Source organism: Rhizobium ecuadorense (genome assembly GCF_001187535.1).
Classification (GTDB): Bacteria; Pseudomonadota; Alphaproteobacteria; order Rhizobiales; family Rhizobiaceae; genus Rhizobium; species Rhizobium ecuadorense.
The window spans coordinates 50,242-64,792 of the sequence record NZ_LFIO01001467.1 but is presented as its reverse complement, the minus strand read 5'-3'; the positions used below and the strand labels follow the sequence as shown (position 1 = coordinate 64,792).

The window sequence follows — 14,551 nt, the reverse complement described above, 5'->3', positions numbered from 1 at the left end:
ACAAGGGCTTCGACATGATGCACAAGGGTGAAAGCATCCGCGGCGTGGTGGTCTACTGACCACACATGGATTTCCTGAAGAATTGGAGATTGAAGTTGCGATACGGAAAGCTGAAAACGGCTTTCCGTCATTTTGCCGTCATTGCAGACGGAGAGGTCGTCACATCCAATGTCGATTTCGGCACGACGGCCGGCTCAGCAGCTTTTTTCTCCATGCAGGCTTGGGCGATCGACAGCGAACAGGCCACTGATATGGTTGTGACGATTGGCCGGGACGTAGGATTTGAAGCATCTGGACGAGTGTATGTTTACTCGACCGAGCCACAGCAGCCTCCAGGACAAAATCCCTATGCCTACGGCCTGAACTTTAATCAATACCTGCGCTAGGACGAGCCGGTCTGCAGGCAACCGGCCGCATCCGGCAGCAACCATTTCCTTTCTTGAAGTCAGCCGTTCTGTCGTACATATACGGAAACCCTAACAGCTCCCGCATTCCGGCGGGAGCATTCCTGGCGTGGTTTTATCAATGGCTTCGATTCCCTACACGGCCGACCTCAAGGGCCTCCACGAGCTCTCCCCGCGGGAGCTCTACGACCTGCTCAAGATGCGTGTCGATGTCTTCGTCGTCGAGCAGAACTGTGCCTATCCCGAACTCGACGGCAAGGATATCGATGCCCTGCATCTACGGCTGCTGGAGAACGGCGAACTCCTGGCTTCGGCGCGAATCCTGAAGCCGCGCGGGCTGCAGGATCCGTCAAAGATCGGCCGCGTCGTCGTCTCGCCGGCCCATCGCGGCAGGCGGCTGGGCGATGCATTGATGAGCGAAGCGATCTCTGCTTGCGGGCGGCTTTATCCGGCAAGCCCCATCGCCTTGTCGGCGCAGGCTCATCTGCAGCGCTTCTACGAATCCTTCGGTTTCAGCGCGGCATCCGGGGAATATCTGGAAGACGGCATTCCCCATCTCGATATGGTCCGCCAAGTGTCAATTCGGCCGGCGAGTATATTGTCATGATCTACGTCGATGCCGATGCCTGCCCGGTAAAGCCGGAAGTGCTGAAGGTCGCCGAACGACTCGGCCTCGAAGTCACCTTCGTCGCCAATTCCGGCCTGCGCCCATCGCGCGATCCGATGATCCATAACGTCATCGTCTCCAACGCCTTCGACGCCGCCGACAACTGGATCGCCGAGCACGCCGGTCCGGGCGACGTCGTCGTCACCGCCGACGTGCCGCTCGCCGTGCGCTGTGTCGCCACCGGCGCCTTCGTCAGCGGCCCCACGGGCCGCGTCTTCGACGAGACCAATATCGGCATGGCGAGCGCCATGCGCGATCTCGGCGCGCATTTGCGCGAAACCGGTGAGAGCAAGGGCTACAACGCCGCCTTCAGCCCGAAAGACCGTTCGCGTTTCCTGGAAACCTTCGACCGCCTCTGCCGCCGCGCCAAGAGCCTTTCCGCGGAGGCTGGCGGGCAGCCCTGATCCGCCCGGCATGAAACGGGTGGCATAGCGGCCATGCGGATTCCCACCTTGAACACAGCCGTTCTCTCGCGCATATAGACACGATCGCAGACGACTGCGGCGTCCTGAGGATGCAACCGTCGCGGGGACGGCCTCGCTCTTGAAGGAGAGTCGTATGCCCTGGTTTCTGCTTTTTCTCGCCGGTCTTTTCGAATGCGGCTGGGCGATTGGCCTTAAATACACCGATGGTTTCACACGGCCGCTGCCGACCGCATTGACCGTCATTTCAATGGTGGTGAGCATCGTGCTGCTCGGCCTGGCGGTGAAGCACCTGCCGATCGGCACCGCCTATGCGGTCTGGACCGGCATCGGCACGGTTGGCACCGTGCTCCTCGGCATCTGGCTGCTTGGCGATGAGGCAAGTGTCTCCCGTCTTGCCTGCATCATGCTGATCGTCGGCGGCATCGCCGGTCTCAAGCTCACTGCCTGACGAAGGAAATGCTGCGGGGCATCGCAACGCCCCGCAGCTAGAGCAAATTCCAGGAAAAGTGCGAAGCGGTTTTCCGTCCGGAATTGCGTCAAGACAGAAGGTTAGAGCGGTTCTACGCTTCCATGAAAAGTTGAACCGCTCTCGGCTCAGGCTGCCTTACGATTGTCGACGGCAAACGCGCCGGGACCGGAGAAGAACAGGTAGAGGAAGACGAAGCAGAACAGGATCGCGGCATCGCCCTGGTTGACGGCGGGGAAGAAGCTGCTCGGAGCATGCGCCATGAAATAGGCAACCGCCATTTCGCCGGCGAGCAGGAAGGCGACGGGGCGCGTCAGCAGGCCGATGAGAATGAGGATGCCGCCGACAAGCTCGAGAACAGCCGCGAAAAGCATCAGCGGCGGCAGCGAGCCGGACATCTGCGACGCCGGGAAGCCGAAAAGCTTCATCGTGCCGTGTTCGATGAACAGCAGCGCAGTGATGATTCTGAGAGCGGCCAGCCCATAGGGGCGATAGGCAGCAAGACGCTCGAAAGTTGACATAAAACCTCTCCATTAAAAGAATACTGGCGAGCGTTAGCTCGTCACCGACAGGGATTGAACACACGGATCACTGACGGCCGTTCACTTTTTCGACAGCAGGCAAACAGCCGAGCCGGCAGCTTTATTCATTTTCGAATATCAGAGCGGAATGTTGTCGTGTTTCTTCCACGGATTGGCGAGGTCCTTGTTGCGCAGCATCTTCAGCCCCCGCGCCAGCCGCCGCCGCGTCGAATGCGGCATGATCACCTCATCGACATAACCGCGCTCGGCGGCGACGAAGGGCGAGAGGAACCGGTCCTCGTACATTTTCGTATGGGCAGCGATCTTTTCCGGATCGGCGATATCCTTGCGGAAGATGATCTCGACCGCGCCCTTGGCCCCCATCACGGCGATCTGCGCCGTCGGCCAGGCATAGTTGAGATCACCGCGCAGATGCTTCGACGCCATCACGTCATAAGCGCCGCCGAAGGCCTTGCGGGTGATGACGGTGAGCTTCGGCACCGTCGCTTCGGCATAGGCAAAGAGCAGCTTGGCGCCGTGCTTGATCAGCCCGCCATATTCCTGCGCCGTGCCCGGCAGGAAGCCCGGTACGTCGACGAAGGTGACGATCGGAATGCTGAAGCAGTCGCAGAAGCGCACGAAGCGCGCCGCCTTGCGCGAGGCGTCGCTGTCGAGCACGCCGGCCAGCACCATCGGCTGGTTGGCGACGAAACCGACGGTGGAGCCTTCGACGCGGCCGAAGCCGCAGACGATATTGCCGGCAAAGCTTGCCTGGATTTCGAAGAAATCCCCCTCGTCCGCCACCTTCCGGATCAACTCCTTGATATCGTATGGCTTGTTGGCGCTGGCCGGCACCAGCGTATCGAGCGACATGTCGACTTCTGTCACCGACTGGTAACATTCGATCTCGGGCAGCGGCGCGGTATTCGAAAGCGGCAGGAAATCGATCAGCCGGCGCACCTGCAGCAGCGTTTCCACATCATTCTCATAGGCACCGTCGGCAATCGAAGAGCGGGTCGTGTGGACCACGGCGCCGCCGAGTTCTTCCGCCGTCACCGTCTCGTTGGTGACGGTTTTCACCACATCCGGTCCGGTGACGAACATGTAGGAGGTATCGCGCACCATAAAGATGAAATCGGTCATGGCCGGCGAATAGACGTCGCCGCCGGCGCAGGGACCCATGATCACCGAGATCTGCGGGATGACGCCGGAAGCGAGCACATTGCGCTGGAACACTTCGGCGTAACCGCCAAGCGCCGCCACGCCCTCCTGGATGCGGGCGCCGCCGGCATCGTAGATGCCGACGATCGGCGCGCGGTTCTTCAGCGCCATGTCCTGCACCTTCATGATCTTCTCGGCATGCGCTTCCGAAAGCGAGCCGCCGAAGACGGTGAAATCCTTGGCGAAGACGAATACCGTGCGGCCGTTGACCGTGCCCCAGCCGGTGACGACACCGTCGCCGGCAACACGGCTCTTGTCCATGCCGAAATCGGTGGAGCGATGTTCGACGAACATGTCGAACTCCTCGAAGGAGCCTTCGTCGAGGAAAAGGTCGATGCGCTCGCGCGCCGTCAGCTTGCCGCGCTTGTGCTGGGCGTCGATGCGCGCCTTGCCGCCGCCGAGGCGGGCGACGCCGCGGCGCCGTTCCAGTTCTTCGAGAATTTCCTTCATGCGATCTCCCTCGCCTTTATTTCTAGCATGTCGTTATCGCCGCGACATGCTTTAGAACAGGATGATTTCAAGCCAGTCGGCTTAAATCCTGTTCTAAATTAATTAGTTAGAGCGTGATGTCACCCGAAAACCGCTGACACTTTTCGGCATCATGCTTTAGTGCCCACGCCCGCTGAGCGAGAAAACCGAGCGTATTCTTGCTGCGACGTCCTCGGCCAAAATCTCGTCGGCAAGCTTGGGATCGGCGGCGATGCTGGTCACGTCGAAAGCGCTGACGGCGATGACCGAGCCGTCCTCGACCGAGGCTGCGTCGATACTGACCTTGGCGATGTTGCGGTCCTTCTGGAAGCCGAGACCCTTCTCGATGGCGACGACGCGGATCGTCAGCACCACCCGCGGCAGCACGGTGTCGCGCACCGTGGCATTGATCGCGGCGTTGACGCGGTCGTTGATGCCGGAAAGCAGCTCGGCCGGCATGTTCGGGCCGGAGACGACGACGGCGCTGCGCACATCATAAACCGGCGATGCCGGCTTCGTGCCCGTGAGGCTGACGCAGGCCGTAAGCGCGACACAGACGAGTGCGGCCCGGCAAAAACACGACCTCAGCCAATTCATTGCAAAATCCCGCACGACCCCGTTGGAGTCGCAGATTTCGTCATAATGGCGGGGAAGGCAATATGTTTCAGGCGCTTAGGGCTAAAAAAACGTCCGTCGCCGCCTTGAAGTCGGCAAAGCGCTTGGCCCGCCGCTCCTCGGCTTCCTCGTCGCTGCCCCAATGCTCGATCGTCCAGTCCTCGTCGAGATGGGCAAGCGACCACGCTTCCTCCATCGTCACCCGGCCGCAGGCGAAGGCGAGCGCCAGGATCGCCGAACCAGTGAGCGTGGTGACGGTGTGGAGTGCTGCGAGCGCGATCGGGTTATCATATCTGGCGAGCGTGACGGCGAAGGCGGCGGTCGCCTCGCGCGGCTGCTCACGCGGCATCACGCCTTCGATGAGGATGAAGCGGGCGCCGAGATCGTTCGCCGCCCAGTCGATGACCGGATCCCAGTGCTCGGCCTGGCGCTCGACCAGCAGTTCCGGCCCATCGGCGCGGTAGCAGATAAGATCGCTTGAGGAAAAGCGCAGGATATCTTCAAGGATCGCCTGCGTGTTGCCGGTAATGCCGTCGAGCGCGGTGTTGACGAGCCGCGTCATGGGCATCGTCATGGGATCGATCTCCTCACCCTGCGCCTGCCATTCGGCGGCGACAAGCCGCGCCAGCGCCTGCGTGGGAACCGCGAGAATCACCCGTGCCGGCGTGCGCACCATTTTGCCGTCGAGCGTGATCGCAAAACCACCCTCGTGCCCGGCAATGGCGACATCGGTGTAAAACCGCTTCGGCAGCGGCTTCTTCATCTGGATCTGCGCCCGGCGGATCGGATCGGGATGGCTCAGGCCTTCGGAAAGATCGTTCAGCAGATCGCGCATGGCATTACCTCAGGAAAAGTGGCGCAATATTTCGTTTGGATGATAGGCGATCGCATCGGCGCCGTTGGCGATCAGCTCATCCACGCTGGCATAGCCCCAGGCAACGCCGATCGCCTTGGCGCCGGCAGCCTTAGCCATCTGCATATCGTAAATCGCATCGCCGATGACAATGGCATCCGCGGCATTCATTCCGGTTTCGTCGCAGCATTCCGTCACCATGGCCGGATGCGGCTTGGAAGGGCAATCGTCAGCGGTGCGCGCCACGGTGAAATAGCGGTCGAAGCCGTGCGTCTCCATCACCAGGTTCAGCCCGCGTCTGGATTTGCCCGTCACCGCACCGATCAGCAGATCCTCGCGCCCGGTAATCACGTCGATCATCTCGCGAATGCCGGGAAACAGCGGCTCCCGGTAGTCGAGATCCTGGCGCACGACCGAGAACAGCGATTTGTAATGCGCCGTCATCTCGATATCTTCCTGCTCGACATGCGGCCTGCCCTGCATGCGGGCGATCGCGATATCGAGCGACAGGCCGATAATCGCCTTGGTGTCCTCAAATCGCGGTTCCGGCTTGCCGAATTTCCCAAAGGTGCGGCGCATGGTTTCGTGGATCAGGCCGGCGCTGTCGACCAGCGTGCCGTCGCAATCGAAAAGAGCGAGTTTCATTCGCTATCCCTTTCGGCGCCGGCAAGGTCGAGGCCGAGCAGGTTCCAGGTCTGCACCATATGCGGCGGCAGCGGCGCGCTGACGCGCAGGCGGCCGCCCGATGGATGCGGGATGTCGATGTGGCGGGCGTGCAGATGCAGCTTCTTCTGGACGCCGCCCGGAAAATCCCAATTCGGATCGTCGTCGAAATATTTCGGGTCGCCGATGATCGGGTGACCGATATGCAGGGCATGGACACGCAGCTGATGGGTACGGCCGGTATAAGGCTCCATCTCAAGCCATGCGAGGTTCTGAGCCGCCGTCTCCACCACGCGGTAGAAGGAAATCGCATGGTCAGCGCCGTCCTCGCCATGTCTGGCGATGCGCATGCGGTCGCCATCGGCTGTCGCTTCCTTGACGAGCCAGGTCGAGATCTTGTCCTCGTGCTTGCGCGGCACGCCCTTGACCAGCGCCCAATAGGTCTTCTTGGTGTCGCGCTCGCGGAAGGCGGCCGTCAGCTTCTGTGCGGCGCCGCGGGTGCGGGCGATGACCAGAACACCTGATGTGTCGCGGTCGAGGCGGTGAACGAGCCGCGGCTTTTCGCCCTTCGGGCTGGTCCAGGCCTCAAGCATCTGGTCGATATGCCGGGCCACACCGGAGCCGCCCTGCACCGCGATACCGGGCGGCTTGTTGAGCACGATCACCTTATCGTCCTCATGCAGCACCATGCGCGACAGGAGCTCGAAATCCGACGAATGCTTGAGATCCTTACCGGCGATCGGCCCGGACTTCTTCGCATCGACATCCAGCGGCGGCACCCGGACCGTCTGGCCGGGCTGCACCCGCGCATCCGATTTGACCCGGCCGCCGTCGACGCGCACCTGGCCGGAGCGCAGGAGCTTCTGCAGCGGGCCGAAGCCGAGCCCGGGAAAATGCACCTTGAACCAGCGATCGAGCCGCATGCCCGCTTCGTCGGCTTCAACCTTGATATGTTCTATGCCAGCCATAAAAAATCTTTCGGAAATTGCAGCACGGGCCAAGCCGGCGTTCTTGCCGCAGCCTTTAGAGCATTTTCACGCAAAACGGAAACCGGAAAAGAAATCAGGCCCAAGTGCGCATGACGGCGAGGCCCGCCATGACGGCTGCCATCGAAAGCCCGACGCTGGCAACGATGTAGACGCCGCCGGCCACCGCCTCCCCGCGCTCGAACAGCGAGATCGCATCCAGCGAGAAGGCCGAGAAGGTGGTGAAGCCGCCGAGAAAGCCGGTGATCAGCAACAGGCGCAATTCCACCGACGCGTTGAACCGGCGCGCGATCAGCTCGGCGAAGACGCCGATGACGAAACAGCCGACGATATTGACGGCAAGCGTGCCCCAGGGAAAGGCCGGGCCCATGAGCCGCAGAGACCACTGGCTGACATAATATCTGAGAAGGGAACCGATGGCGCCGCCGACGGCGACGAGGAGAGCCTGGATCATCAGCCGGATTTATCGCAACTCCGCTAGGATTCCAATCGTCACGGAATGAATTCTTACCATCCGGTAAAATGCCAATGATTTTCTTATGATGGCGCCAAGATCATGCCGATACCGTGACACTATGACCCAGCTCCTATCCATATCGGCCAACACCGCTGCCGTTGCCTTCGAATCGCTGCGGATTCCCCAGCGCGTCGCGACAAGCACCGCCGCCCGCGATGCCCGCCGCATTGCTGACCGGCAATTAAAGGCCGATAGCCCCGATCAGGTCGAGGAGCCCTCCAACATTATCCAGTCTACGGAAGTGGCGCTCGACCTGATGGCCAAAGGCAACCGCCAGCCACAGGCCGGCCTCAGGCAGGCACTGCAATCCTACGAAGACGTCTGAGGCGACCGCCTTCCAAATGAAAGCCCGCGGCTGCGATCACAGCCGCGGGCTTTGCTGTTTCGATCGGAACGCGCTTATTTGCCCTGCGCCGACAGCACCTGCAGCACCAGCTCGACCTTCCCGGCCTTTTCGAAAGTCAGCGTCACCGGCACCGTATCGCCCTGCTTGAACGGCGTCTTCACCTTCTGGAACATCAGATGCAGGTTGCCGGGCTCGAGCTTGAGCGTCTGGCCGGCGGCAATGGCGATACCTTCCTTCAGCTGGCGCATCCGCATGACATTGTCCTTCGTCACCATCTCGTGGATCTGAACCTCGCCTGCTGCGGGCGATGTCACCGACACCAGGCGGTCATCCGTCTGGCCGTTGTTCTTCACCGTGAGGAAGCCGCCGCCGACCGGTTGGCCGGGCAGCATCGCCTTGGCGAACCCGCCGGAGACTTCGAGATCGCCGGCCTTGACCGCTTCGCCGGCCGGCGCCGCAGTCCCCATGCCGCTCATACCGGACATGTCCATGCCGGTTTTACCGGTCATGTCCATGCCGGCCATATCGTCATGATCGTGACCATGGTCTTCGCCGGCAACGACCTTCAACAGCGGCGCCGGGCTTTTCATTCCATGCGCGTCACCGCCCTCCTTCGCCACCTGATCCCAGGCCTCGACCGTGTCGCCGCATATCTGCGTCACCGGAAAGGCGAGCGAGGTGCCGGCCTCGACGCCCGATACCTTACCCTGGATGACGAAGGTGTCGTAGAAATCGTCGGAGAGATTGCCGTTCTTCCAGCGGATCTCGACCGCGCCCGTCTTCACCTTGTCGCCGTGATTGTCGTAGCTCTTCTGGTAGTCGCCCTTGATCACCTCGAGCTCCCAGCCGGCCTTCGGCTGCGGCTTGGCGAAGACGAAACCTTCCGGCAGCTTGACCCGCACCTCAGTGGTCGCCTTGCCGTCGCAACCATGCGGCAGCTGCAGCGTGGCGAGAATAGTGGCCTCTGCAGTCGCCTCCTTGTCCAGGAAGGTCACATGCGCCTCGGCGCCGGCAATGGCGGTCGCGGAAAGAAGGGCGGCAAGCGCGAACGTCTTGCCATATGTCTTGCTAATCTTCATCGGATATCTCCTCGCCGGCCGCAAACTTCTCTCTGGCGGACCGGCATGCTGCATCATCGGTGCGAAGGCAGATCAGGCGAGGATGGGCGGCGCGCGGGAGTTCGGCCGGCTGACGGCAGAGGCGCCGGCAACGGCCGACGTTTCGACCGGCGAGTTGACGAGCGAGGCAAACTTGCCTTGGAGCCAAGCGCCCGCATCGGGCGTTGACAGAACGATAGAGGCCGACAGCCGGCAGGCTTCGCAATTCGGCTTGAAGACGACGCTCTTGCCGTCGGCGTCCTTCACCGTGACGCAAAGCGAGGCGAAGGTGCCGTCGGGCAGCACATAGGCGCTCGCATCGTAACCTGCGGCGGCAACAGCCTGTGGCGGCTGATGGGCAAGGCCGAGCAAAGCCAAGCTCAAGGCGCAAAGCATGCGCAGGAAGAGCGTCGCTTTCAATCCGGTCCGCCGCATGAGATCCCCTTCAACAGCAAGCCGCGATAGCCGGTTTCGTCCCCGAATGCAAAAGCAGATTTGCCGCAGTTCAAGGCCTGATCGGAATAAGACGACAAAAATTTGCTCGCCGACGACATTTGCCGCTTGCCAAGTGCCGCTGCCGCCGGATAATTGCGCCAACCTTGTTGGGAGAATCCGGTGCTTGTCACCACCGGTGCCGAAGGAGCAACCGCCCCGGAAACTCTCAGGCCAAAGGACCAGCAAGGGGCAGACGGAACTCTGGAGAGAAGCGTTCTCGAAACGCTCGCCGAAGGGATAACAATCTCAGGCGTCAAGGACAGAGGGGGCTCAGGAGAGAAGTGCGCAGCCGCGCCTTCAGATTTGAGCCCGCGCCTTCGTGAAGAAGGCGCAAACCCCGGAGGCGTCTTTTGGACGATACTGCTACCCTGAAGAAAACCCCGCTGCATGCCCTGCATCTCCAGCTCGGTGCCCGAATGGTGCCGTTTGCGGGTTACGACATGCCGGTGCAATATCCGGCAGGCGTGATGAAGGAGCACCTTCATACTCGCACCGAAGCCGGCGTCTTCGATGTCTCCCATATGGGCCAGGTCATCGTGAAGGCGAAATCCGGCAGCTACGAGGATGCCGCTCTGGCGCTCGAAAGCCTGGTGCCGGTCGATATCCTGGGCCTTGCCGAAGGCCGCCAGCGCTATGGCTTCTTCACCGACGACAGCGGCTGCATCCTCGACGATCTGATGATCACCCATCTCGACGACCATCTTTTCGTCGTCGTCAACGCCTCCTGCAAGGAGGCCGACCTCGCCCATCTGCAGGCCCATATCGGCGACACGTGCGACATCACCCTTCTCAACCGCGCACTGATCGCGCTGCAGGGACCGCGTGCCGTCGAGGTTCTCGCCGAGCTCTGGGCCGATGTTGCGGCGATGAAATTCATGGATGTGCGCCACTGCCGGCTGCACGATGTTTCCTGTCTTGTCTCGCGTTCCGGCTATAGCGGCGAGGACGGTTTCGAAATCTCGATCCCGGCTGATAAGGCCGTGGATGTCACCATGCGGTTGCTCGAGCATCCCGATGTCCAGGCAATCGGCCTCGGCGCCCGCGATTCGCTGCGCCTGGAAGCCGGTCTCTGCCTCTACGGCAACGATATCGACACCACCACCTCGCCGGTCGAGGCGGCGCTGGAATGGGCGATGCAGAAGGCGCGGCGCACGGGCGGCGCCCGCGCCGGCGGCTTCCCGGGCTCCGGCCGCATCCTTTCCGAACTCGAAAACGGCGCCGCCCGCCGCCGCGTCGGCCTGAAGCCTGAGGGAAAGGCGCCGGTGCGCGGCCATGCCAAGCTCTATGCCGATGCCGAGGGCAAGGTTGAAATCGGCGAAGTCACCTCGGGCGGCTTCGGCCCCAGCGTCGAAGGCCCCGTCGCCATGGGCTATGTGCCGATCTCCCATGCTGCGGCCGGCACGCTCGTCTATGCCGAGGTGCGCGGCAAACATCTGCCGATCACCGTCAGCGCCCTGCCCTTCGTCACACCGACCTACAAACGCTAAATCTTTTCCAGAGAGGACGAACAATGCTGAAATTTACCGAAGAACACGAATGGCTGCAGATCGAAGGCGGCGTTGCGACGGTTGGCATCACCAACTATGCCGTCGATCAACTCGGCGACCTGGTTTTCGTCGAACTGCCGGAAGTCGGCGCGACCTTCTCCAGGAACGGCAATGCCGCGACCGTCGAATCCGTCAAGGCGGCGTCCGACGTCTATTGTCCGCTTGACGGCGAGATCACCGAGGTCAATCCGGCCATCGTCGCGGATCCGTCGCTGGTCAACTCCGATCCTCAAGGGTCGGGCTGGTTCTTCAAGCTGAAGCTTGCCAATCCCGCGGATGCCGACGGCCTGCTCGACGAGGCCGCCTATAAGGAGCTCACCGCGTAATGACGACGCCGACCGAATTCCAGTTCACCGACTATCAGCCTTACGATTTTGCCAATCGCCGTCACATCGGCCCGTCGCCGGCCGAGATGACCGACATGCTGAAGGTGATCGGCTATAACAGCCTCGACGGGCTGATCGACGCGACGCTGCCGCCCGCCATTCGCCAGAGGGCGCCGCTCGTCTGGGGCGCGCCGATGACCGAGCGCGAGGCGCTCGACAAGCTGCGCGACACCGCCAACAAGAACAAGGTGCTGGTCTCGCTGATCGGCCAGGGTTACTACGGCACGATCACGCCCCCCGTCATCCAGCGCAACATCCTGGAGAACCCCGCCTGGTATACGGCCTATACGCCCTACCAGCCGGAGATCAGCCAGGGCCGCCTGGAAGCGCTGCTCAACTACCAGACCATGGTCTGCGATCTCACCGGCCTCGATGTCGCCAACGCCTCGCTGCTCGACGAGGCGACCGCCGCCGCCGAAGCCATGGCGATGGCCGAGCGGGTCTCCAAGTCGAAGGCAAAGGCCTTCTTCGTCGACGCCGACTGCCATCCGCAGACCATTGCCCTGATCCGCACCCGCGCCGAGCCGCTCGGCTGGCAGGTCATCGTCGGCAATCCCTTCACCGATCTCGATCCGGTCGACGTCTTCGGGGCGATCTTCCAGTATCCCGGCACGCACGGTCATGTGCATGACTATACCGGCCTAATCTCCCGCCTGCACCAGACGGGCGCGATCGCCGTCGTTGCCGCCGATATTCTTTCTCTGACGCTTCTGAAGTCGCCGGGCGAAATGGGCGCCGATATCGCCGTCGGCTCCTCGCAGCGCTTCGGCGTTCCCGTCGGCTATGGCGGCCCGCATGCGGCCTATATGGCGGTCAAGGATGCCGTCAAGCGCTCGATGCCCGGTCGCCTTGTCGGCGTTTCCGTCGATGCCCGCGGCAACCGCGCCTATCGCCTGTCGCTGCAGACCCGCGAGCAGCATATCCGCCGCGAGAAAGCGACGTCGAACATCTGCACCGCCCAGGTGCTGCTCGCCGTGATGGCCTCGATGTATGCGGTCTTCCACGGTCCTGATGGCATCAAGGCGATCGCCCAGCAGGTGCATCAGAAAGCCGTGCTGATGGCCAAGGGCCTGGAAAAGCTCGGCTATAAGGTTGAACCCGAAAGCTTCTTCGACACCATCACCGTCGATGTCGGCCACATGCAGGGGCTCATCCTGCGCGCCGCCGTCGCCGAAGGCGTCAATCTGCGAAAGGTCGGCGAGACGAAGATCGGCATGAGCCTCGACGAGCGCACGCGGCCGGCAACACTCGAAGCCGTCTGGCGCGCCTTTGGCGGCAATTTCACCATCGCCGATTTCGAGCCGTCCTACCGGCTGCCGAAGGGCCTGCTTCGGACCAGCGATTACCTCAGCCATCCGATCTTCCACATGAACCGCGCCGAAAGCGAGATGACGCGTTACATCCGCCGGCTCTCCGACCGCGATCTGGCGCTCGACCGCTCGATGATCCCGCTCGGCTCCTGCACGATGAAGCTCAATGCGACGGCGGAAATGTTGCCGATCACCTGGCCGGAATTTTCCGACATCCATCCCTTCGTGCCATCAGACCAGGCGCTCGGCTACCGCGAGATGATCGACGACCTGATCGAAAAGCTCTGCGCCGTCACCGGCTACGACGCCTTTTCCATGCAGCCGAATTCCGGTGCGCAAGGCGAATATGCCGGCCTGCTGACGATCCGCAACTTTCATATCGCCAATGGCGAGGGTCATCGGGACGTCTGCCTGATCCCGACCTCGGCGCATGGCACCAATCCGGCCTCGGCCCAGATGGTCGGCATGAAGGTGGTGGTCGTCAAGGTGCGCGAGAACGGCGATATCGATCTCGACGATTTCCGCGCCAAGGCCGAGGAACATGCGGCAAACCTCTCCTGCTGCATGATCACCTACCCCTCGACGCACGGCGTCTTCGAGGAGACCGTCAAGGAAATCTGCGATCTCGTGCACGCCAATGGCGGCCAGGTCTATCTCGACGGCGCCAATATGAACGCCATGGTCGGCCTGTCCCGCCCCGGTGACATCGGCTCCGACGTGTCCCACCTCAACCTGCATAAGACCTTCTGCATCCCGCATGGCGGCGGCGGTCCCGGCATGGGACCGATCGGCGTCAAGGCGCATCTGGCGCCCCACCTGCCCGGCCATCCCGAGACCGACGGCCGTCCCGGCGCGGTTTCGGCCGCAGCCTTCGGCTCCGCCTCGATCCTGCCGATCTCGTGGAGCTACTGCCTGATGATGGGCGGCGAAGGCCTGACGCAGGCGACCAAGGTGGCGATCCTCAACGCCAACTATATCGCCACCCGGCTGAAGGGCGCCTATGACGTGCTCTACAAGTCGAAGACCGGCCGCGTCGCACATGAATGCATCATCGACACCCGCCCGTTGGTCGACAGCGCAGGCGTCACCGTCGACGACGTCGCCAAGCGACTGATCGACTGCGGCTTCCATGCGCCCACAATGAGCTGGCCGGTGGCCGGCACGCTGATGATCGAGCCGACCGAGTCTGAGACCAAGGCCGAACTCGACCGCTTCTGTGAAGCGATGCTGGCGATCCGCGAGGAAGCCCGCGCCATCGAAAACGGCAGCATGGACAAGGTCAACAACCCGCTGAAGAACGCTCCGCACACGGTGGAAGACCTCGTCGGCGAATGGGATCGTCCCTATTCGCGCGAACAGGCCTGCTTCCCGCCCGGCGCCTTCCGCGTCGACAAATACTGGTCCCCGGTCAATCGCGTCGACAATGTCTACGGCGACCGCAACCTGATCTGCACCTGCCCGCCTGTGGAAAGTTATGCCGAGGCGGCGGAGTAACGGCGCCGCCCGCTGTCCGGTTCGCACCCAGTATCTGCCCCTCAGCCTAACCCTCTCCCCGTTTTACGGG

17 protein-coding genes and 1 riboswitch are annotated in these 14,551 nt (G+C 62.2%); of the genes, 8 read left to right on the top strand and 9 right to left on the bottom strand.

Annotated elements, in window-relative coordinates; all coding sequences use genetic code 11:
• Positions 1-65: 65 nt before the first annotated feature.
• The 4 genes from AF337_RS30630 to sugE all read left to right on the top strand — a co-directional run bounded on the left by AF337_RS30630 (position 66) and on the right by sugE (position 1,944).
• Positions 66-386: a hypothetical protein gene (locus AF337_RS30630; RefSeq protein WP_049735111.1), complete on the top strand. Its 321-nt coding sequence runs from the start codon at positions 66-68 to the stop codon at positions 384-386.
• Between the two features lie 139 nt (positions 387-525).
• Entirely contained in the window at positions 526-1,011 is a 486-nt protein-coding gene (locus AF337_RS30625; RefSeq protein ID WP_049735110.1) for a GNAT family N-acetyltransferase, read from the top strand.
• A complete protein-coding gene (locus AF337_RS30620) occupies positions 1,008-1,475 on the top strand; it encodes a YaiI/YqxD family protein (RefSeq protein ID WP_049735109.1) in 468 nt (155 codons plus the stop codon). The genes AF337_RS30625 and AF337_RS30620 overlap by 4 nt, the downstream gene beginning before the upstream one ends.
• Before the next feature lie 154 nt (positions 1,476-1,629).
• A complete protein-coding gene (gene sugE / locus AF337_RS30615) occupies positions 1,630-1,944 on the top strand; it encodes a quaternary ammonium compound efflux SMR transporter SugE (protein WP_049735108.1) in 315 nt (104 codons plus the stop codon).
• A 146-nt stretch (positions 1,945-2,090) separates the two neighbouring features.
• On the opposite strand, the gene AF337_RS30610 is transcribed toward sugE, so the two are convergent.
• From AF337_RS30610 to crcB, 7 genes are all read right to left on the bottom strand, one after another.
• A complete protein-coding gene (locus AF337_RS30610; protein WP_049735107.1) occupies positions 2,091-2,483 on the bottom strand; it encodes a DoxX family protein in 393 nt (130 codons plus the stop codon).
• Between the two features lie 138 nt (positions 2,484-2,621).
• Positions 2,622-4,154: an acyl-CoA carboxylase subunit beta gene (locus AF337_RS30605; RefSeq protein WP_049735106.1), complete on the bottom strand. Its 1,533-nt coding sequence runs from the start codon at positions 4,152-4,154 to the stop codon at positions 2,622-2,624.
• A 156-nt stretch (positions 4,155-4,310) separates the two neighbouring features.
• Complete coding sequence (locus tag AF337_RS30600) at positions 4,311-4,769, bottom strand: calponin homology domain-containing protein (RefSeq protein WP_049735105.1); 459 nt, start codon at positions 4,767-4,769, stop codon at positions 4,311-4,313.
• A 67-nt stretch (positions 4,770-4,836) separates the two neighbouring features.
• Complete coding sequence (locus AF337_RS30595) at positions 4,837-5,622, bottom strand: ATP12 family chaperone protein (protein ID WP_049735104.1); 786 nt, start codon at positions 5,620-5,622, stop codon at positions 4,837-4,839.
• Between the two features lie 9 nt (positions 5,623-5,631).
• Positions 5,632-6,285, bottom strand: a complete 654-nt coding sequence (locus AF337_RS30590; RefSeq protein ID WP_049735103.1) for an HAD-IA family hydrolase — start codon at positions 6,283-6,285, stop codon at positions 5,632-5,634.
• Complete coding sequence (locus tag AF337_RS30585) at positions 6,282-7,271, bottom strand: RluA family pseudouridine synthase (RefSeq protein WP_049735102.1); 990 nt, start codon at positions 7,269-7,271, stop codon at positions 6,282-6,284. The genes AF337_RS30590 and AF337_RS30585 overlap by 4 nt, the downstream gene beginning before the upstream one ends.
• 94 nt (positions 7,272-7,365) lie before the next feature.
• Positions 7,366-7,743: a fluoride efflux transporter CrcB gene (gene crcB, locus AF337_RS30580; RefSeq protein WP_049735101.1), complete on the bottom strand. Its 378-nt coding sequence runs from the start codon at positions 7,741-7,743 to the stop codon at positions 7,366-7,368.
• Between the two features lie 121 nt (positions 7,744-7,864).
• Here crcB and AF337_RS30575 point away from each other — a divergent pair, with 121 nt between their 5' ends.
• Positions 7,865-8,131 carry a hypothetical protein gene (locus AF337_RS30575; protein WP_049735100.1) on the top strand — a complete coding sequence of 89 codons (267 nt, stop codon included), beginning with the start codon at positions 7,865-7,867 and terminating at the stop codon, positions 8,129-8,131.
• Positions 8,132-8,205: 74 nt separating this feature from the next.
• On the opposite strand, the gene AF337_RS30570 is transcribed toward AF337_RS30575, so the two are convergent.
• Together AF337_RS30570 and AF337_RS30565 are read right to left on the bottom strand one after the other, a co-directional pair.
• A complete protein-coding gene (locus AF337_RS30570) occupies positions 8,206-9,231 on the bottom strand; it encodes a copper chaperone PCu(A)C domain-containing protein (protein WP_049735099.1) in 1,026 nt (341 codons plus the stop codon).
• A gap of 72 nt (positions 9,232-9,303) precedes the next feature.
• The gene (locus AF337_RS30565) at positions 9,304-9,684 is read right to left on the bottom strand and encodes a hypothetical protein (protein WP_049735098.1); all 381 of its coding nucleotides are present in this window, start codon (positions 9,682-9,684) and stop codon (positions 9,304-9,306) included.
• A gap of 158 nt (positions 9,685-9,842) precedes the next feature.
• Positions 9,843-9,936, top strand: a riboswitch (glycine riboswitch).
• Positions 9,937-10,094: 158 nt separating this feature from the next.
• On the opposite strand from AF337_RS30565, the gene gcvT reads away from it, so the two are divergent.
• From gcvT to gcvP, 3 genes are read left to right on the top strand one after another with little or no spacing between them, the layout of a single operon-like run.
• Positions 10,095-11,231, top strand: coding sequence for a glycine cleavage system aminomethyltransferase GcvT (gene gcvT, locus AF337_RS30560; RefSeq protein WP_049735097.1), 1,137 nt, complete (start codon positions 10,095-10,097; stop codon positions 11,229-11,231).
• Between the two features lie 23 nt (positions 11,232-11,254).
• A complete protein-coding gene (gene gcvH, locus AF337_RS30555; RefSeq protein WP_049735096.1) occupies positions 11,255-11,617 on the top strand; it encodes a glycine cleavage system protein GcvH in 363 nt (120 codons plus the stop codon).
• Positions 11,617-14,481, top strand: coding sequence for an aminomethyl-transferring glycine dehydrogenase (gcvP, locus tag AF337_RS30550; RefSeq protein ID WP_049735095.1), 2,865 nt, complete (start codon positions 11,617-11,619; stop codon positions 14,479-14,481). The genes gcvH and gcvP overlap by 1 nt, the downstream gene beginning before the upstream one ends.
• Positions 14,482-14,551 lie beyond the last annotated feature (70 nt).